The following is a 19,919-nucleotide window of genomic DNA, read 5'->3' on the forward strand; positions in this document are numbered from 1 at the left end:
TTAAACATTAAGCAAATGAAATTATTTTACTGTTAATAATCACCATTTTAATTATAAGTGAGAAGCAAATGACGCAAAATAAACTACTTATTAGTGATGAACTCTCTTTCGATGACTACAAACAAGCATTACAACATATTAGTCAAACGCTTATTGCCGAAAAAATAGTCTCCCCGAGCCATTTAGAGGCATTACAAGAGAGAGAAGAGAGTTTTCCAACGGGTATTGCTTTTGAAGATTACGCGGTGGCTATTCCGCATTGTGAAGCAACTCATGCTTTAAAACCCGCAGTTTATTTAATTCGCTTAAAACAGCCTGTTGCATTTAATCGAGCTGATGATGACCAAATGGTTGATGTCTCATTGATAATGGGATTAGTTGTCACCGACCCGGCAGATCAATTGAAGTTATTAAGAGCGTTATTTTCTCGTTTACAAAATAAAGAATTTTATGAATTCCTATTAAATTCATCTAGAGATGAAATTCAACAACGTTTTAACCAAGAAATATTTTATTAAGAAATATTTTCTCAGGCTAATTAGGAGAGTATATGAAAAAGAAAATTATCGTTGCATGCGGTGGCGCAGTTGCGACCTCAACAATGGCAGCAGAAGAGATTAAAGAGTTGTGTGCTGAAAACAATATTGCTATCGAACTGGTACAGTGCCGTATTAATGAAATAAATACTTTTATTGATGGAACCGATTTGATTTGTACCACAGCAAAAATGGACCAAACATTTGGTGATACACCAATCGTCCATGGGATGCCATTTATTTCAGGCGTTGGCATTGATACCTTAAAAGAGAAAATTCTAACCATATTAAAAGGGTAATATCATGTTTGAACAAATAATGCAGTATATTTTGGATCTTGGCCCATCTGTCATGCTTCCTATTGTCATTATCATTTTTTCACTGATACTACGAATGAAAGTGGGCGATGCCTTTAAAGCAGGGATACATATCGGTATTGGTTTTGTCGGTATCGGTTTGGTGATTGGTTTATTGATTAGCTCCGTTGGTCCTGCAGCACAGGCGATGGCTGAACGTTTTGATATTAGCTTAAACGTTGTTGATGTTGGCTGGCCTGGTACAGCGCCAATTACTTGGGCTTCACAAATTGCACTCGTCGCTATTCCTATCGCAATTGTAACGAATATTGTCATGCTAGTCCTTAAACTCACTAAAGTAGTCAATGTCGATATCTGGAATATTTGGCATATGACGTTTACTGGCGCGATTGTCCACATTGCAACAGGCTCCTATTGGTTAGGAATTATGGGGGTTATTGTTCATGCTATCGTCTCTTATAAACTCGGTGATTGGTTCTCTAAAGATACCCGTGACTATTTTGGCTTAGAAGGTATTGCCATTCCTCATGGAACATCTGCTTATTGCGCGCCAATTTCAGTATTTATTGATAGTGTGATTAATAAAATACCGGGGTTAAAAAATATTAGTTTTAAAGCAGATGATTTACAAAAACGTTTTGGAGCTTTTGGTGAACCTGTTGTTGTTGGCTTCTTTATGGGGGTCCTACTTGGTCTACTCGCAGGATATGACGTTAAAGGAATCTTACAACTTTCAATTCAAACCGCAGCGGTAATGTTACTTATGCCACGAGTTATTAAACCAATTATGGATGGTTTGACTCCTATTTCCCGTCAAGCTCGTAAACATCTACAAGCTAAATTTGGCGGTCAAGAATTTTTAATTGGTTTAGATCCAGCTTTATTACTTGGACAATCGACTGTTGTAACAGCAAGTCTACTATTTATTCCTATCTCAATCTTTATTGCTATCATTTTACCTGGCAACCAAATTCTACCGTTTGGTGATTTGGCTACTATCGGTTTCTTTGTGGCTATGGGCGTTGCCGTTCATCAAGGTAATTTATTCCGCGTCATCATTTCGGGGTCGGTTATCATGGCAATGACACTGTGGATTGCAACCCAAATGATTCCATTAACGACAGATTTAGCGATTAATGCAGGTGCAATCACGGTAGGAAGTGGCGATCTACTCGGTTCAATGGATCAGGGTGGAGCACCATTAACCTATATTTTGACTCAATTAACAACACTGCAACAACCGATTGGTTTTGCCATTATTGGTATATTCTATGTGTTCTGTTTATTCTTAACTTGGCGACGAGCACGTAATTTTAGCCGAATGGAACAAGCTCAATCACAAGAACAACAATCTTAAAATAAGCCGATAACTCAACCAAAATAATATTTTGGTTGAGGGTACTCTAAATTAAAAAATACATAGATTAGGTAACCCATATGAAAGCTATCATCGTCAACGAAGATACCACATTACAAACTCAAGAGTTTGATATGCCGGTAATTGAAAATCCACAACAAATTATTGTTAAAATCGCCTATTCAGGTTTATGCGGTTCAGATATTCCGCGTATTTTCCATCATGGCGCACATTTTTATCCTATTACATTAGGCCATGAATTTAGTGGTCAAGTGGTTGCTATAGGCGAAAATGTCAATCAATTAAAGGTTGGTGACAATATTGCAAGTGTTCCGCTACTACCGTGTTTTAATTGCGAAGAGTGCGATAATCACTATTACTCACTATGTAAAAATTACACTTTCGTTGGCTCTCGTAAAGCCGGTGGACTAGCTGAGTATGTCATCATGGATCAGAAAAATGCGATGAAATTACCAGATAGTGTTTCACTGCTTGAAGGGGCATTTTTTGAACCATTAACAGTCGGAATGCACGGTATTTTACTTGCAAATGGCTGTAAAGATAAAAATGTCATTATTGTTGGTGCAGGAACTATCGGCTTACTAGCAATGCAGTGTGCAAAAGCAATGGAAGCGCGTTCTATTACAGTTATTGATATCAATCAAGAACGCTTAGAACTGGCTAAATCGCTTGGTGCCGATCATACTTATAACTCAAGTACGATGACTGCCGAACAAATCTTAACAGCGATGAATAGCTACCGCTTCAACCAGCTGATTTTAGAGACTGCAGGTTCACCAATAACGGTTAAATTATCCATAGAAATTGCAGGTCCACGCGCTCAATTAGTGCTTATTGGAACACTTCATCAAGATCTTAACTTACCGGAAAAAACCTTTGGTTTAATTTTAAGAAAAGAGCTAATGGTACTCGGTAGCTGGATGAACTATTCTGCACCATGGCCAGGTAAAGAGTGGCAGCTTATTAGTGACTATTTTTCTCAGGGAAAAATTAGACTCGACAAATTAATTGCCGGTATTGGTAATTTTGACGAATTTATTGGGATGGTAACTAATTTACACGGTAAATCGATGAGTGGTAAACTCTTGCTTAAGATTGGTAATTAATATGCTATTGCGTCGATAAACGGGTACGATATAATGATGGGCTGGGATTTGGCATTCGGCCTGTCATATAAAATAAAAATCTTTTAAAATAACAGGATAGAAAAATGAATTCACTTGAAAGACGTCATAACATCGTTGAAATAATTAATAAGACTGGCACAGTATTAGTTAATGAACTTTCAATATTGTTTGATGTTTCAGAAGTGACCATTCGAACCGATCTACGCTTACTTGAGAAACAGGGTATTTTAGTCCGTTTCCATGGAGGAGCAACACTACATCACTATGACTATGATGACAAAAATACCAATGAACTAAAATTAGAAGATCGTTATCAACGTTTTATTGATCCTAAAAAGCGCATCGCCCTTGAAGCGGCTAAATATGTAAAGCCTGGCGATACCATTATTCTTGATAGCGGTAGTACTACGATGATGCTAGCAGAGGAGCTAGTTAAAGTAGACAATATCACCATTATTACTAATAATCTGCCAGCAGCATTTGTCTTATCTGATAATAGTAATATCATGTTAGCTGTTTGTGGTGGAACACTACGACATAAAACACGTTCATTACATGGTTCCCTTGCTGAACATTCATTAGTGGGAATATCATCCAATTACCTATTTGTCGGTGCCGATGGTATTGATGCTGAACGCGGGATTACCACGTTTAATGAAGGTTATGCGATTAGTCAAATTATGGCCAATGCAGCACAAACAGTGATAGCCTTACTGGACTCATCAAAGTTTGGTAAACGCGGTTTTAATGTCGTATTACCTATCGAGCAATTAAATACAATTATAACCGATGTTGGTGTTGATGCTAAAGATGCCGATACCTTCATTAAAAAAGGGATTTCATTTATCACGGTTTAATACATTCATAAATCGTTGATAGTCTCAGCCTTTAAGCTTACTGATAGTGATTAAATTGCCACCCATAAACATAGTCAATCATTCCGTCCTACCCAAAAATAGACAATACGTTATTACCAAATCCATAAAACAAGATTCATATTCGACATAAAGAGGTGTTATAGTAATAGCCTCATTATTTGATAGTAATAGAAGGAATTGATATGAAAAATATTGGCATAATTGGTGTCGGCCATTTAGGCTCAGCCCTATTACAAGGTCTATTAAAAAGTAAACAGACACAACCCGCAAATATTTTTATTAGTGGTGGTTCATCCGGTAAAGCCCAAAAATTAGCGGCACAATTGCACTGTAATTTTTGTACTAATAACAAAGAACTGATAGAAAAATCAGATGTGATTATTTTGGCTGTTATACCGCGCATCTTACCTACCATACTTGATGAAATTGCCAAAGACTTTACAGAAAATAAAATCATTATCTCTGTAGCCGCCTCGTTCAGCCTAGCGCAGATCTATGAGCATATACCACAGCATATCTCTGTTATTCGAGCTATTCCTAATATTCCAAGTGAAGTTTGCCAAGGAATGACGGCGATCAGCGTTGCAGCCCAAGTGACTGATGAGCAGCTAACCACCGTTAAACAGCTATTTTTAGCAATTGGTCAAATTGCAATTGTCGAGGAGAAAAAATTAGAGATAAGTAGTACCGTTGCTGGCTGCTCTCCTGCTTATGTAGCTCTATTTATTGAAGCCTTAGCCGATGCAGGAGTCATTGGCGGATTATCGCGAGATGAAGCCTATTTATTGAGTAAACAAGCTGTCTTAGGTGCAGCAAGCGTACTATTAGAACAAAATATGTTGCCAGCCGAATTAAAAGATCGAGTCAGCTCACCTGGAGGAACCACCATTCGTGGCGTTGCCGCGTTAGAAAAAAATGGTCTACGTAATGCGGTGATTGAAGCAGTAAAAGCATCGGCCAAAATAACCGATTAATGAAAGAGTATGTTTATTCTCTACCATTTAGTTAGATAGAGAATAAACATTGTAGATAAATTATGGGCACTTATTTTTACACTAAAATCGCATGTTACAGCAAAAAAATAACGAAATTTTATAGCCCAAATCTAATCATTGATACAGAAAACTTATTTAACAAAATCCTCATCAGCAAGTATACGTAACGGCTCCATATCGCTCTCGCCTTTGATAACTAATGAAGTATCAGAACGTAAACATGCCCCGCCATAATGCCCACCAACAGTAAAGGTACAAATTTGTACATGCCTGTTTGCAACTTTTGGTAAACACCAAAGCTGTTGATAAATATTTTCTTGTCGCGCAAATCGACCACTCGTTTTATCTAACACCTGCTCATTATGGCTAACCAATTCAATATTATTCCCACAACGGCCCGCTATTGGTTTTATTGCATATCCTTGCTGAATCAAGTGATCATTTAATTCAAATGTCGATTCCAACAAATAGCGATGATTAGGAAATAGCGACCACAGAACAGGTAAAATTGCTTTATTACTTGGTATCACCGTCCAGAGAGGTTCAAATACATTAATTTCAGGACGCAATAAGACATCGATTAAACGCACATGGTTTTCCGGATGACCAGTTCTAATTGGTGGTGCTGATATTTGAGATTCGCTCTCTGCTCGCAGCTGTTCTAGAACCGTTTCCCATGCCCATGTTTTCCAAACACACTCCACTTGACGATTATCGCCATCGACTAATCGACCATGTTTATCCCAGTGCAGCTCATCAAGTCCATGCAAAATTTTGCTCTCAAAACCGGCTTGTGATAACGCTTTTTGCATAAATAGAGCGTGATAATTCTCTTCATTATCATTATCTTGCATAATATGAACAAAAGATTTAGCATCGCTATGTTTCCAACTATCAGCAAGGGCGTTAAGTAAATCTTCCCCCGGATCATCACCGATAGTTAAACCACCTTGTTTCGCCCATTTTTGTAAAATAGCACCTGTTTCAGTATGGCAAGAAGCTGAGTCAGCATTATACTCATATACTTTTAAGCCCCTTTCATCCATACAAAAATCTAACCGGCCGGTAATCATCTGATAGCGTCGTTTCTGCCAAGATAATCGTAAGCGAGGCCATAAGATTTCAGGAACATTAAAATTACGTAGTAGCTTGTCATCTTTCAATACTTTATCTGTGGCGTGTAAATACATAAGATGTAATTCATTAGTCGCACGAATTAACTCTTGGTGAGCACTTTCTGAAATCGTAAAATATTGATACGGATCGTCATGATTCACGGTATGCCCATTCGCCAACACATAAGCATGCTCTAATGGATCGGCCTCATTCAACCATTTACCATTAAACTGTCCTGTATCATCCAAACGAGCACTGTGAATAGTTCGATATTCTGGTGCTGTTTCAGGTTGCGTTAAGCTATAAGTTGTATCACTGGTTTGGATCATCCAACCTAAAATAGTCGTATCGTCAAAAGTATCTTGCAAATGATATTCGCCATTACGGCACACTAACGCTAATTCACGAGTCCATTGTTGTCCAGCGGGTAAACGGTGATGAGTCACATTTTGTTCTACAATACGAACTTTATCGGCTAAGACCTCTGTAATAATGGCTACATGACCAGTACGTTTAAAGATCCCACCCTCTTGCCAAATCAATAAAGCGCCAGAGGTAGGGGCTCTTTTACAACCATTCGCAAACGCTTGTAAAGGTAATAAAGATTCGTCAACGACATGGCGTAAAATCCTTAAGGAAAAAATCTCATAAGCCATACCAACATCAGTAAATACTACACCATAATTCAGGTACAAAAATCGTCTTGCAAACTCAACACACTGCCATTTGTATCCCATGTATTCGTGACCAATATAGCTACGAAATGACGCATCGTCAGGATAATCATCTTTATTTGTTGTCGTATAGTCCGATGAGTAAATAGCAACCCCACCTGGAGCAAAACCAAGTAAGGTCCCAAAAGGTTCGTTTTGATTTGTCATATCTGCTACCATAATTTTGCCTTCTATTAATCCTATCTAAAATACGTTTGCCATCATATGCCAATTTATGACGTAACTCTAGCTGTCCGATGCTTTTTTATCCTAGTGCTAATTTAGTGTTATGATTTTGTATGTGGTGTAATTATAGCGTAAAACCATTTGATAACCTTAAATAAAGTATCAGATTATATGGTATTGCCTATAAAGGCGTTGATTCAAATAACAATTTGAATAACATTAAATAAAGAGATAACTGATGAAACAGAAAATAGAAGAATATAAAGGGCCTGCCGCAGGCTGGGGAGCTTTAAAAGCAGTTGCTCAGGCCATCCGTGGTCAAATGAATATCAGTAAAGATATTATTGCTATGTTTGAGATGAATAAACCACAGGGCTTTGACTGTCCAGGATGTGCTTGGCCAGACCCAAAACATACTGCATCATTTGATATGTGTGAAAATGGCGCCAAAGCTGTATCTTGGGAAGCTACATCAAAACGAACAACGCCTGAATTTTTTGCCAATCACACCGCGACAGAATTACTCTCATGGAGTGATTTTGATTTAGAAAACGAAGGACGTCTAACCCATCCAATGAAGTACAATCCAGCAACGGATACTTATCAAGAAATTGAATGGCAGACAGCTTTTAATGAAATAGGTGCGATTTTACGTAGTTACGATGATCCTAATACCGTTGAGTTTTATACGTCAGGTCGAACCTCCAATGAAGCGGCATTTCTATACCAACTCTTTGCTCGTGAATATGGTACCAATAATTTTCCTGACTGCTCTAATATGTGTCATGAACCAACGAGTGTTGGACTTGCCGCATCGATAGGTATTGGTAAAGCCACCGTAGAACTAGAAGACTTTGATCATGCAGACTTAGTGGTCTGTATTGGACATAATCCAGGTACAAACCACCCAAGAATGCTATCTTCTCTTCGCGCAGTTTCTAAACGAGGAGGAACAATCGTAGCAATTAATCCACTAAAAGAACGTGGTTTAGAACGATTTACTTATCCACAAGATCCGATTGAAATGTTAACACTTACGTCGACCAAACTTGCCTCTCATTACTATCAAGTTCGAATTGGTGGAGATATTGCGTTACTAAAAGGCACGATGAGGATTGTTTTTGAACGGCATGAGGCAGCGGTTAAGGCTGGGCAACCGGCTATTTTGGATCTTGATTTTATCGCTCAACATACCAGTGGCTTTGATGATTTAAAACAAGATATTATGAATATTCAGTGGGATGAAATTCTTAATAAATCAGGATTGACGCTAGAACAAATCACCGAATTTGCTGAACTTTATATCAAGTCAGAACGAACTATTATCTGCTATGGTATGGGTATTACACAGCACCAACATGGTACTCAAAATATCCAGCAACTCGTGAATCTTTTACTCTTAAAAGGTAATATAGGTAAACAAGGTGCTGGAATTTGTCCATTGCGGGGGCACTCTAATGTTCAGGGTGATCGTACGGTAGGTATTACTGAAAAACCAAGCCAAACAATGCTAGATAATATAGAAAAACGTTTTGGTTTCACTCCACCAAAAGAGTTTGGCCATGCTGCAGTAGCAACCATGCAAGCAATGTTTGAAGGTAAGTCAAAAGCATTAATTTGTATGGGCGGTAATTTGGCTGTCGCGATGCCAGATCATGATGCAACATATGCTGGTATGAAAAAACTGGATTTAGCTGTACATACGGCAACAAAATTAAACCGTTCCCATCTATTAACAGCTAAAAACACCTATTTACTACCGGTACTTGGGCGTACAGAAATTGATATGCAAGCATCAGGATCACAATGCATTACAGTCGAAGACTCCATGTCAATGGTACATGCATCTCGCGGAATGTTAAAACCAGCAAGCCCACAATTAAAATCAGAGTGTGCCATTGTTGCAGGTCTAGCGAGAGCGACTCAACCAGATTCAAAAATAGAATGGGATGAGTTCATTAATGATTATGATAAAATTCGTGATGCAATTGAAGCCGTATTCCCTGAATTTAAAGATTATAATAAACGCATTAAACAGCGTGGTGGCTTTCATTTAGTTAACGCAGCATCAGAACGTCGTTGGGTCACTAAGTCAGGGAAAGCCAACTTTATTACTACCGATACGTTAGATGAAGATCCAAGAGATACTCAAAAAAGCGAGCTGATTCTGACAACAATACGTAGCCACGATCAATACAATACGACTATTTATGGCTTTAATGATCGTTATCGTGGCATATCTGGTCGCCGAGATGTCGTCTTTATCAGCCAAAATGAAGCGGAGAAGCAAGGTGTTAATGCGGGTGATGTCGTGAACTTGATTACTTTAGATAATCAAATGCAACCGACTTATCGCAGATTAGATGGTTTAACTGTGGTAATCTATGATATTGCCGATCGCTGCTTAGCCACCTATTTCCCTGAATCAAACAATCTGGTTCCATTGGATAATTTTGATATACAATCAGGTATTCCTGCTTATAAAAATATTCCAATTAAGTTAGAAAAGGCTGCTTAATTACTAAATCTATCTACCCTTATTGGGTAGATAGATTTTATCCTGAACAACTGATAGTTATATTTTTATCTCCCCTGCTATAAATTAAATTTACGAGCACATTTCTGTAAACTCTAGTTTAATTATCGTCAATCTATCAGCTCGAACACGATTAACTTATTTTTTAAATTGAGCACAATAGTGCACCAGAATTTCACTAGTTTTCGGCTTGTAACGGTCAACAAAAATTGGAGAGCTTCTTAGGCAGTTTTTAGTAAATTATGTTCAAATTCTGCTGGTGAAATAAATCCAAGTTTATAATGTCTTCTTTTTTGATTATAAATCGGTTCGATATAATCAATAATATCGCCCATCGCTTGCTCTCTTGTTATATAATCTCGATAATTAATTCTTTCTGATTTTAATGATCTAAAAAATCGTTCAGTAACGGCATTGTCTAAACAATTTCCAGCTCTACTCATACTAAAGGTAATTTGATGATATGATAATAACTGTTGAAATTGTTCACTACGATATTGAATCCCCTGATCACAATGAAATAAGGTAGGGCATTTTCCTTTTCGACGCTGTATCGCCATGTTTAGTGCCTTAACCGTCAGTAAACTGTTTGGCTTTTCAGAAAAGGCCCATCCAACAATGCGTCTAGAGCATAAATCCATGACAACAGCTAGATAGAGCCAGCCTTGCCTCGTCCGAATATAGGTAATATCACCTGACCAATAACGATTAATCGTCGCTGGATTAAATTGTCGATTTAAATGATTGGGTGCCAGTAGCGATGATTTACCGCCACGAGGATAGGAATGCTGTTTAGGCCTTTTAGCCACTAGGCCTAATTTTCTCATTAAGCGTCGGACCTTATCTAAACCAAGCTTAAACCCTTTTTTAACCAGTTCAACTAACATTCTTCTTTTTCCATATATACCGTCCATTTCGTTATGAATTGATTTTATGGCAATTTCAAGCCTAGTATTCATTAATTTACATGCGCGATGTTTAATTCGATAATAAAAAGTACTCGGTGCTAATGATAAACACCGACAGATTTGAGCGGTTTCATTTCCTGCCTTCTTCAGTATTAACGCTATTTGTTGCTGCTTGTCATTTCGATGGCGAAGAAGGCTGAAGCCTTTTTTAATAACTGATTATCACTTTGTAACTGCTTAACTTGTTTTTCTAAAGCTTGTATTCGTTTTTGTTCAGCGGTCAGCGCACTACTTTTAGGCGTAATACCTTGTCGTTCTTTTCTATATTGTGTTACCCAACGCCCAATTGATGAAATACTCACATTCATTGTTTTTGCTGCATCTTTATGTGCATAACCATAATTAAGAACGAGCTCTGCACATTCTCGTTTAAATTCACTACTTTGTTGTCTTGTCACGGGGTAATCTCCTTAGTTGATGGTTTATCATACCGCTAAGTATGTCTCCAAGAAAAGTATACCGTTACAGTACTGTAACGGGCTTTTAACAAGAGTTTTAAGATGCTTTGTGTTGATCCTTGATACTTCACTCGTATAGTTTCGCGTGTTAGGTCTAACCATAATTATTTCTCTCAATACGAAATCATTTGATTATTTTAACACTATATACGATTAATTTTAACTAGGGTCTTATTTTGTCTAAAGAAAAGGCGCATTACGATAAAATACGCCTAGATAACTACCTATCTATCTATTAAATAGATCACTCTTCAATAAATGGCTCATATTTAAAATCAATATTAATCTTAGCTTTTTCAATATCGACGGTTACAATACAGCCTATCCAAATAGGATTACCATTAGTTAAATTATTAACTATAGTAAATTCCCTTAATTCAATTAAATAATCCATTAGATCGCTGCTCGCCTGTGCGCTATCATTATCAAACCATTTAGTATTATTATCCACATCGACATAATCATATAGAAAGGTACAAACATCCCCTTCTGGAACAAATTCCGCTTGCAATATAACTTTTTTTGCTCCATCTGGACTTATACTAAATAATATTTTTCCAATGTCATTATAAATATCATTATCATTTCTCATTAAATTCCTCCAGGAGCATTAATTAAAATTTTCTCAATACTTCTTCCATTATCAATAGAGTATTTTACTTTAAATTTATCTGGTCTTATACCACTACTATTATAAACAGGCTCAATCTTAACTTTCACTGTTTTGCCGTCTTCTAGGGCTTTTACCCATTTGTTTTCCATTTGCTTCCATGCGCCACGGTTAAGGTTGGCATTCATCGGTAGCATATTTATTTTTTCACCCGAGCCATTTAATATTGACGCGATTAAATGACCGCCCTCGTCTCCCTCAATACCTAGTTTACCCGCTTTTAATTGCTGATAAGTGTTTCTGTCTAATGTATCAAGTTTAAGTTCAGCTTCTACTTGCTTTAATCTACCCAGTTCGTCAGTATGGTATATTTTATTACCATCAACAATATAAATTCTATTAGGCTCTGGGTTATTTAGTGCTTTATTCCAATTTCCTTTACTACCCGATTCGGTTTCTATTGTAACAATTTCGAGCTTATAGTGAACTTGCGTTTTAACATCTGATATCATCCATTTAATTCTGGCGTATTTTAAGGCTCGTAACGAATGAACAAAGGGTTCCGCAAGCGCACCCAGCAATATGCCCTCTAAGGCATTTTTTAACCGACCTTCTGCTGCCCCGTCATCAGGACTTGCTTGTAAATACGCAGTGACTGGATTTTGCAAGACTTCGAATGATTGAACAAGGTTTGATAATCGTTCCTCATGGGGCGCAAAGACAGCAAAATCAGCGACACCACCCGCAACCATACTTTGCGCAAACTTCCCCATTCTTGTCAGGGGTTTGATAACTTTAAGCCCTTTAGAGGCAGGAATAAAACCAACTAAAAACTGACTGACACCATGAGCAAGCGCACCCGATACGGTTTCAGCTTCGGGGACTTTCGGTAATTGAATAGGATTAGAGGATTCAACGCCAGCGCTATGCCCTGTTAACTGTTTAGCGATTGAGGCGTCCCATGCCAAATCAGAGACGGATTGCCCCGCATCACGGACACCACCCAGCAATTGAAGCGGCACATCATAATACCATGGGCGGTCAGTTTGCTGTTTATCAAACACGATATCAACATATTGCGCGTTGACAGGTAAACTCACATAAGCATAACCACTACTATCTAATGTGCCTTGGCTAAGCATCTTCTGACTGGCATTATCAAAGATAGTAAAGGGCTGATTAGCTAAATTATAAACCGTAAATTCAATGTAATTTTCTTCATTATCATATTGTGCTAGTTGACGCGCTTGGATTTCACTAGCCGTTAATCGACGCGGTATTCGATTACTCGGCAATTTTAGAAAGTTATTTTGTGGCGGTAACAAACCCGAATGATATTCAACGGGCTTTTCCAGTAAAATAGCACGCTCTGAACTTAGCGCCTCGATTAACGCAGCAGTAAGTTTCATATCATCTTTATTGTAGGTATTCGTGCCATAATATAAGCCCAACTTTTCCAGTATAGGATACAAGTTTTTACATTCTTCTTGATACTTAACACAATATTGAACAATTTCATCAAGATGTTGGTTATATTGATACTTAACTTTTTTAAATTCCGTAGTATCAATTACTTTTTGGGGAAAAGGATTGTCACTGTCTGACTTTAAACTATTATCTAATGGCTTTTGTAACTCTTGCCATTCCTTATTGGTGATTAAGCGATAATGTTTCATTGTGATTAATTTATCATTATTTTTTATAGCGATAACAATAATCGATTTTATTACTCATGACAAGATTTGATTACAGCTATTTTAAATATTAATAAACTGATTAAAACTACCCTAAAAGCCGAATAATTAACATCCATACAATGGTGTAAGTTGTTTTTTTACATCTATAAAAGTAAACGATATTCTTTAATCATCTTCAAATAGCGCGGATAGCGGTTTATTAAAATCAAGCCTTACATTGTTATTCTGTTCTATTTGTTGCTTGTCACTGTAACCATGATTAGCAAGCATTAACTTTGCGATTGTCGCGTTAAACTCGCCTGATAAGCCCTTATTGATTAGCTCGTTTTCTTGGATAGCTTTTACTGTTTCCAACAAGTCGTTAAATTCTTCCGATTCATTAGCATAGTTATACAAGCTAGAACGCGAACAGCCAATATATAGCGATAATCCGCTAACAGACGGAATCAATCCGCCATTTTCTTTATAGCCTTTAATAAGGTATTCCCTTGCCTTAACTAATCGCGTATCGAGATTGCTTTTTCTTCCTTTCATACCTCTAGCCCTTTATTATCAACCGATGCACATTTTAGTGCTTCGCTTAAATTTTATACAATTCTTAATTGTGACATTTCCTTTGTCACTTATTCTACTACAAAAGTTTTGTAGTTCAATTATTAACCGTTTACGCCTTGTAATGGGTGCCGGATTTCCGCCATCGCTTTAACTAATCCAAAGTCCGAGTATTGGATATTGAGATTAAAGCTATCTTTATTTATGGGTTAGTCCAGTTTTGGGCATACTAATTATGACCCTTGTCGATCTGCTCAAATTTGAGCGCATTAATTATCAACCATTGCGATAATGCCAATAGTTTAAGGCAATATTCTGCCCTCGCTTAAATACGGGATTATCCCCTAATTAAAGCAGCACTTATGCGGGTTCTTTGGCTGCTATTTGAAATGTACACCATTTAATAGTTCCCCATAGCAATAACAATTTATCTATATGATTTTAATAAAATCTGTCACAGGGTCGGATTTCAAATCCTAGCCTAATATAATCATGCTTACCAAAGGAAAGTTATTTATTTAATACATTCTACAATGCGCGCACTTTTGCTCATATCTTTAGGTTGTCATGGGACTGACAAAAACATAACACATTGATTTATAAGCAAAGTGTAAAATTACGTTTTATTAAATTCTTTATATTTCAGTAAGTTATTAAATAGCACCTATTAAGGGGATACAAGTGGATACTTTTATAAAACTTTTAGGGGGTAGGCAAAAGATATTACACCATTGACGGAATACTTAAGATGCTCTTTTCTTGGTGAGAAGTATTTTTATTATAAAGACGTTTGATTGGCTGAAAAGTCAGCCGATTGGTTTAGCGGCTCAATTTTGCGCCCGTTGATATTATTGAGGTTGTAAGCAATTATACATATATGCCTACAGTTGTAGTCATATGAGTACAACTGAATTTATCCTTGTGAGTCAGCTAATTAGTTGTATTGATATCCATATAACTGTATTGCTATCAATATGGTTGATTAATGGCATAACGATATGGTTACACCATTGTTTTAATTAGCCATTTATAACCTTGAATGACTTAGTGCCTGATATTGATACATTCCCATTACTTGCCTGCTCTACAAAGTCACCCCACCAATCAAGCATTACTCTTTTTTGCTGTTCGTACTCTGCGCGGTTGTAGGCTCGTCTAACTGCGTTCTTATCAACGTGAGATAACGCGCTTTCTATTACGTCATAATTAAAGCCTTGTTCATTCAGCGCGGTACTGGCTAAGGCTCTAAGTCCGTGAGCTACTAGCTTATCTTTGTAGCCCATTCTTTTAATCGCCATGTTAGCAGTCTGGCTATTCATTGGTTGATTATATGGCGGTTTAATACTTGGGAATACGTATTCACTTCTGGCACTAATATGCTTCATTACCTCAAGTATGCGCATTGCTTGTTTAGACAATGGGATAGCGTGCGCCCTGTCCATTTTCATGCGCTCGCTTGGTATCGTCCAAAGGTTAGCCTTGAGGTCTATTTCCTCCCATTTCGCGCCTACTGCCTCGCTAGGTCTTGTTAAGGTTAATAGTTGCCACTCTATAACCAATTTAGTTTGTAGCTCTATATTTGCCATAGATAAGGCTTTCATAAAGTCGGGTAACTCGTCGGGCTTTATTGTCGGTCTGCTCTTTGATTTAGGTTTACTAAAAACCGCTGTTACTTTAGCTATTGGGTTATTGTCGATAATCCCCTTATTAACCGCATAATACATTATTTCATTAGCTCGACTACACACTTGTTTAACTGTTTCTAGTTTATTGCTCTCATGTAATGGCTGTAATGCGTTAATTACTTTAACGGCTGTTATTTGGTTGATTGGAATATCTTTTATATATGGGAATAAATGATTATTTAGCATTCCCCATGCTAGTGCTATCGTTCTATCGTGTATACCTTGTTTAACTTTAAAATCTTTCCACTGTAATGCGATAGCATAAAAAGAATTATCAATCTCTAATTGTTTTTTTTGCTCTAACTCTTTTTTATGTTCTTGGGGGTCTACGCCTTGCTTGATTAATTCCCTAGCCTTGTCGCGAAGTTTGCGCGCTTGCTGTAATGATATATCTGGGTAGTTGCCAAAGGTTAGCAATTTCTCTTTCTTGGTAAGAGGACTATTGTATTTTAATCGCCATGATTTAACTCCGTTCACCTTAACCAATAAAAACAATCCTCCACCGTCAAAGTATTTCTTATCTTTATCTATTGGCTTAAATGATTTTATTTGCGTGTCTGTAAGGGGGGGTATTTTGATAGCCATAATTAACCTTTCGGGGTACAAATTTTGACGATATGAATTCATACCCCCAAATATACCCCGATTAAAATTGGCTGTAAACGATTATTACTGCGCCTTAATGTTTATTAATGACTATTAGATTATTGACTTCACTATATTTTCTGTTTATTACTGACAGTTAATGATTATTAAAAAATATTGATTTGAATTATCCACTATTATCTGAACCTGAATTCAAGACGTAGACTGACAAATAATTATTTGGTAATTAAAAAGAAGACAAATTAATTAGCTTGGTTAACACACTGTAAAATATTAATAATAGCACTTCTTGCCTGTGGGCTATTTTTCCAACAGCTCGATCCAGATAATAAAGCGCCTTTGGCTAATATTTCATCTAAATTAGTACTACGTAATTTAGTAAAAGAATCGAATTCCATCTGCTCTAAACGCTCAATCACTTTTTCGCCAACAAATTTTAATGCGATTAGCTGCGCATATTCAGCTTTTGAAAATGCCATATTGCCCTCTCATTTATCAAACTATTGATGGTAGTTAGGATGATGATTAGATAGTTAAAATAATCATACCGATATAAACTCACATACATATATATTACTGGATTTACGTTACGACATATATAGGCAATATCTAGATTAAATAAGCACCATTTTCAAGCTAAATCGAGTAGAGTACTATACATCAAACTTGATTCCCTCTGATAACCATTGATAAGCAAGCTTGTCCCGCCACCAATTCAATGCTTGACCATTTTCACCTGTTCGCCATGCTAGGTAGAAAATCTCATCAGGTTTTGGCTCCATAACTGAAATTTCAATTAGTTGGCCTTGCTTAAGTGCAGTTTCAACACAAATACGCGGTAAAAACCCATGACCAATCCCCGCTTTTTGTAACGCAATCTTATCGGCTAATGTACTAACTGTAATCTGTTTTTGTCCGTCATATAAACCCGTTGTTCGTAAAGGTAAATGTTTTGCACTATCGCTAATCACAATAGCTGTATGTGCAAGTAGTTGATGTTTACTTAACGGTTGCGACTGTTGGGCTAAAGGATGATTAGGAGCAACACAAAAAACAAAAGATAGACTGCCGACAGGGTAAGTCTTATAGCCACCACCTGATGGTCCAAGGCCTGCGGCTATAATAAGATCGGCTCGCTGTTGTACTAATGCTTCCCAGGCCCCCATCATTACTTCGTGTTTAAAATGTAAGCGAGTGTTATAAGGAGATTGTATAAACTCCTCAAGTTTACTATTAAGAATTGAGATTGGAAGAAGCGCATCCAAAGCGATATTGAGTTCAATTTCAACGCCTTGAGACATTTTATACAATCTTGACTCTAAATGATGAGCAGCCGTAAGTAAACAACGCCCTTCCTCCAATAATGCTTGTCCAAGCAAAGTCAATTTAACCTGTGGTCCATTTCGTTCAAATAATGTGATCCCCATCTGTTCTTCTAACTTACTAACGGTATAAGATATCGTTGAAGGAACACGATGTAACTGTTCTGCCGCAGCTGAAAATGAACCTGTTCTGACAATTGTATCGATCGTATTAATTGCATCTAATGATAAACGTAGCATCTCAATCCCTATTTCTACATTCGATTTTTTCGAAAATTACTTTGCAATTTACTCGCTTTTAAATCAAAAAAAATCAATTAACATAATAAACATAAAGGTAAAAAATAATTTAAAATTTACAAGATAGATTTGATTATATCCGTAACACTAAGTCTTGGATAGTCTCTTTCTATCGTAATAGGAGCTAATAATGTTTGAACTACGCAAAGCACAAGATCGAGGTATAAGTAATCAGGGTTGGTTAAAATCGCAGCACACCTTTTCATTTGCACATTACTACGATCCAAAGCAGGTCGGATTTTCTGATTTGTTAGTCATTAATGATGATCGAGTTGCGGCTAACCAAGGGTTCGGAAGCCATCCTCATCATAATATGGAGATCTTTTCCTATGTTCTCGATGGTAAACTTGCTCATCGAGATTCGATGGGAAATGGTTCAGTCATTCAACCCGGTGATGTACAGCTAATGGGTGCAGGTACTGGTGTATTACATAGTGAGATGAATCCACAAACAGATCATGAAGTACATTTTTTACAAATTTGGATTGTACCAGCACGAAAAGGCAGTAAACCAAATTATCAACAAGTACATTTTAGTCATGAAGATAAACGAGGCAAATTGCGTTTAATTATCTCACCTAATGGAGAAGATAATTCCCTATTGATAAATCAAGATATCCACGTTTATGCTGGATTATTTAATGATAATGAAAAAGCGACACTCAAACTAGCAGATAATCGTTATGCTTATGTACATCTAGCAACAGGAGAGCTCTCTCTTAATGGTATTGAATTGCATGCTGGGGATGGCGTTCGTGTTCGTCATGAGCAAGTATTAAATTTCACAGCAGGAAAGAATGCTGAAGTATTAGTATTTGATATGCGCCCATCGGAATTGCCCGAAATGTAATAAAGCGTATCAACAGCACGTCCTAAGTAGACGTTTTTAGACGATAATAAATCGCCGTTAAGTGAACGACATAGATACTCACTTAACGGTTTACACGGATTCCATAATGGCGGGTACTTTATCAGATAAATAAGCCTGCATCTGTTTACGATATTTATTCGGAGTAATACCTACAACTTTTTGAAAGGTATCATAAAATCGGCTACTAGCATTAAATCCTACCGTTAGGGCAATATCATAAATACTATGATTGCTATCACTTAATAATACTTTGGCATGGTTGATACGCATTGCGGTAATATACTGTTTAATAGTTAACTGCATAACCCGCTGAAAAATACCCATCGCATAATTACCATTCAATTTAACATGTTCTGCAATCTGTTCAATAGTGAGGCTTTGATCGTGATGAGCAGCAATATACTCAAGTATTTGACTAACATAAAATAAAGAGTGTTTAGATAGTGCGTGTGGGTGAGTTTTTGGGGTTTTATTGATCAGCAATGAATTCCAACCGAGTAAATCAAAACGTTTAAGCATTAGTGCAATTTCGCTAATCGCTAACTGTCTAAATTCAGGATGTTGCTGAGCCAAATCAGCTTGCCACCGCGCAACTTCGTGCTCTGTTAATTGCTGTTCAATACGAGAACAAATCACCATTCCATGAGTAACATGGCTAATTAAATTTTTATGTAATGGCCAAGATAAAAATAGATGCATCGGTAAATTAAAAATAGCCATTCGTTGACAATGACCCGTGTCAATTAGTTGATGAGGTACACATGCCCAAAAAAGTGTAATATGCCCTTTTTTTATCGTGACTTTTTCGCCATTAATCAAATAAGTAACATCATCATCAAAAGGTAAATTGACCTCAACTTGACCATGCCAATGACTATTTTGCATTGTATCAGGCTGACGCAATTCAATATCCATCCGCTGATATTCGGAATAAAGTGACAATGGACCCGGCGATGGTGAATCAGCCGTCGAATAACTCATGGCTGATGCTACTTGATTGGACAGCGGTACATTTAACATGTTATCACCTCACTTAACGCTATAGTTCTCTTATTCTAAAGCAATATT

General features: G+C 37.1%; 18 protein-coding genes. 8 read left to right on the plus strand and 10 right to left on the minus strand.

What is annotated here, in order from left to right:
• The first annotated feature begins 68 nt into the window (after positions 1-68).
• The 6 genes from gatA (at position 69) to proC (ending at position 5,210) form a co-directional block, all read left to right on the plus strand.
• Positions 69-518, plus strand: coding sequence for a PTS galactitol transporter subunit IIA (gene gatA / locus RHO11_08105; protein ID WVD60464.1), 450 nt, complete (start codon positions 69-71; stop codon positions 516-518).
• Between the two features lie 32 nt (positions 519-550).
• Positions 551-835 (plus strand): PTS galactitol transporter subunit IIB, encoded by a 285-nt coding sequence (gatB, locus tag RHO11_08110; GenBank protein WVD60465.1) that lies wholly within the window; start codon positions 551-553, stop codon positions 833-835.
• 4 nt (positions 836-839) lie between these two features.
• Complete coding sequence (locus tag RHO11_08115; GenBank protein WVD60466.1) at positions 840-2,210, plus strand: PTS galactitol transporter subunit IIC; 1,371 nt, start codon at positions 840-842, stop codon at positions 2,208-2,210.
• Positions 2,211-2,290: 80 nt separating this feature from the next.
• Positions 2,291-3,337 carry an alcohol dehydrogenase catalytic domain-containing protein gene (locus tag RHO11_08120; GenBank protein ID WVD60467.1) on the plus strand — a complete coding sequence of 349 codons (1,047 nt, stop codon included), beginning with the start codon at positions 2,291-2,293 and terminating at the stop codon, positions 3,335-3,337.
• A 104-nt stretch (positions 3,338-3,441) separates the two neighbouring features.
• Positions 3,442-4,215, plus strand: coding sequence for a DeoR/GlpR family DNA-binding transcription regulator (locus RHO11_08125; GenBank protein WVD60468.1), 774 nt, complete (start codon positions 3,442-3,444; stop codon positions 4,213-4,215).
• A 203-nt stretch (positions 4,216-4,418) separates the two neighbouring features.
• Positions 4,419-5,210 carry a pyrroline-5-carboxylate reductase gene (gene proC, locus RHO11_08130; protein WVD60469.1) on the plus strand — a complete coding sequence of 264 codons (792 nt, stop codon included), beginning with the start codon at positions 4,419-4,421 and terminating at the stop codon, positions 5,208-5,210.
• A 152-nt stretch (positions 5,211-5,362) separates the two neighbouring features.
• On the opposite strand, the gene gss is transcribed toward proC, so the two are convergent.
• A complete protein-coding gene (gene gss, locus RHO11_08135; GenBank protein WVD60470.1) occupies positions 5,363-7,228 on the minus strand; it encodes a bifunctional glutathionylspermidine amidase/synthase in 1,866 nt (621 codons plus the stop codon).
• Between the two features lie 256 nt (positions 7,229-7,484).
• Here gss and RHO11_08140 point away from each other — a divergent pair, with 256 nt between their 5' ends.
• Complete coding sequence (locus RHO11_08140; GenBank protein ID WVD60471.1) at positions 7,485-9,764, plus strand: FdhF/YdeP family oxidoreductase; 2,280 nt, start codon at positions 7,485-7,487, stop codon at positions 9,762-9,764.
• A gap of 239 nt (positions 9,765-10,003) precedes the next feature.
• Here RHO11_08140 and RHO11_08145 read toward each other — a convergent pair whose 3' ends face one another.
• The 8 genes from RHO11_08145 to RHO11_08180 form a co-directional block, all read right to left on the minus strand.
• Entirely contained in the window at positions 10,004-10,903 is a 900-nt protein-coding gene (locus tag RHO11_08145) for an IS3 family transposase (protein ID WVD62871.1), read from the minus strand.
• Entirely contained in the window at positions 10,849-11,148 is a 300-nt protein-coding gene (locus tag RHO11_08150; protein ID WVD60472.1) for a transposase, read from the minus strand. Before RHO11_08150 ends, RHO11_08145 begins: the two co-directional genes overlap by 55 nt.
• Before the next feature lie 304 nt (positions 11,149-11,452).
• Positions 11,453-11,800 carry a hypothetical protein gene (locus tag RHO11_08155; protein WVD60473.1) on the minus strand — a complete coding sequence of 116 codons (348 nt, stop codon included), beginning with the start codon at positions 11,798-11,800 and terminating at the stop codon, positions 11,453-11,455.
• Positions 11,800-13,494 carry a DNA/RNA non-specific endonuclease gene (locus tag RHO11_08160; GenBank protein WVD60474.1) on the minus strand — a complete coding sequence of 565 codons (1,695 nt, stop codon included), beginning with the start codon at positions 13,492-13,494 and terminating at the stop codon, positions 11,800-11,802. Before RHO11_08160 ends, RHO11_08155 begins: the two co-directional genes overlap by 1 nt.
• Positions 13,495-13,680: 186 nt before the next feature.
• A complete protein-coding gene (locus tag RHO11_08165; GenBank protein WVD60475.1) occupies positions 13,681-14,049 on the minus strand; it encodes a terminase small subunit in 369 nt (122 codons plus the stop codon).
• Positions 14,050-15,086: 1,037 nt separating this feature from the next.
• Positions 15,087-16,379: an integrase domain-containing protein gene (locus RHO11_08170; GenBank protein WVD60476.1), complete on the minus strand. Its 1,293-nt coding sequence runs from the start codon at positions 16,377-16,379 to the stop codon at positions 15,087-15,089.
• A gap of 221 nt (positions 16,380-16,600) precedes the next feature.
• Positions 16,601-16,837: a hypothetical protein gene (locus RHO11_08175; GenBank protein ID WVD60477.1), complete on the minus strand. Its 237-nt coding sequence runs from the start codon at positions 16,835-16,837 to the stop codon at positions 16,601-16,603.
• Positions 16,838-17,011: 174 nt separating this feature from the next.
• Positions 17,012-17,920, minus strand: coding sequence for a LysR family transcriptional regulator (locus RHO11_08180; protein ID WVD60478.1), 909 nt, complete (start codon positions 17,918-17,920; stop codon positions 17,012-17,014).
• Between the two features lie 190 nt (positions 17,921-18,110).
• Between RHO11_08180 and RHO11_08185 the strand changes: the two genes are divergently transcribed.
• Entirely contained in the window at positions 18,111-18,830 is a 720-nt protein-coding gene (locus RHO11_08185; GenBank protein WVD60479.1) for a pirin family protein, read from the plus strand.
• 90 nt (positions 18,831-18,920) lie between these two features.
• Here RHO11_08185 and melR read toward each other — a convergent pair whose 3' ends face one another.
• The gene (gene melR / locus RHO11_08190) at positions 18,921-19,871 is read right to left on the minus strand and encodes a transcriptional regulator MelR (GenBank protein WVD60480.1); all 951 of its coding nucleotides are present in this window, start codon (positions 19,869-19,871) and stop codon (positions 18,921-18,923) included.
• Between the last annotated feature and the right edge of the window lie 48 nt (positions 19,872-19,919).

The sequence above is a fragment of the Orbaceae bacterium BiB genome (genome assembly GCA_036251205.1).
In the GTDB taxonomy this organism is placed as follows: domain Bacteria; phylum Pseudomonadota; class Gammaproteobacteria; order Enterobacterales; family Orbaceae; genus Orbus; species Orbus mooreae.

Coding starts and splice junctions, on each gene's coding strand:
- gatB (WVD60465.1), top strand. CDS start 551: ATGAAAAAGAAAATTATCGTTGCATGCGGTGGCGCAGTTGCGACCTCA.
- proC (WVD60469.1), top strand. CDS start 4,419: ATGAAAAATATTGGCATAATTGGTGTCGGCCATTTAGGCTCAGCCCTA.
- gss (WVD60470.1), bottom strand. CDS start 7,228: ATGACAAATCAAAACGAACCTTTTGGGACCTTACTTGGTTTTGCTCCA.
- gatA (WVD60464.1), top strand. CDS start 69: ATGACGCAAAATAAACTACTTATTAGTGATGAACTCTCTTTCGATGAC.
- RHO11_08155 (WVD60473.1), bottom strand. CDS start 11,800: ATGAGAAATGATAATGATATTTATAATGACATTGGAAAAATATTATTT.
- RHO11_08125 (WVD60468.1), top strand. CDS start 3,442: ATGAATTCACTTGAAAGACGTCATAACATCGTTGAAATAATTAATAAG.
- melR (WVD60480.1), bottom strand. CDS start 19,871: ATGTTAAATGTACCGCTGTCCAATCAAGTAGCATCAGCCATGAGTTAT.
- RHO11_08185 (WVD60479.1), top strand. CDS start 18,111: ATGTTTGAACTACGCAAAGCACAAGATCGAGGTATAAGTAATCAGGGT.
- RHO11_08120 (WVD60467.1), top strand. CDS start 2,291: ATGAAAGCTATCATCGTCAACGAAGATACCACATTACAAACTCAAGAG.
- RHO11_08180 (WVD60478.1), bottom strand. CDS start 17,920: ATGCTACGTTTATCATTAGATGCAATTAATACGATCGATACAATTGTC.
- RHO11_08165 (WVD60475.1), bottom strand. CDS start 14,049: ATGAAAGGAAGAAAAAGCAATCTCGATACGCGATTAGTTAAGGCAAGG.
- RHO11_08170 (WVD60476.1), bottom strand. CDS start 16,379: ATGAATTCATATCGTCAAAATTTGTACCCCGAAAGGTTAATTATGGCT.
- RHO11_08175 (WVD60477.1), bottom strand. CDS start 16,837: ATGGCATTTTCAAAAGCTGAATATGCGCAGCTAATCGCATTAAAATTT.
- RHO11_08160 (WVD60474.1), bottom strand. CDS start 13,494: ATGAAACATTATCGCTTAATCACCAATAAGGAATGGCAAGAGTTACAA.
- RHO11_08140 (WVD60471.1), top strand. CDS start 7,485: ATGAAACAGAAAATAGAAGAATATAAAGGGCCTGCCGCAGGCTGGGGA.
- RHO11_08115 (WVD60466.1), top strand. CDS start 840: ATGTTTGAACAAATAATGCAGTATATTTTGGATCTTGGCCCATCTGTC.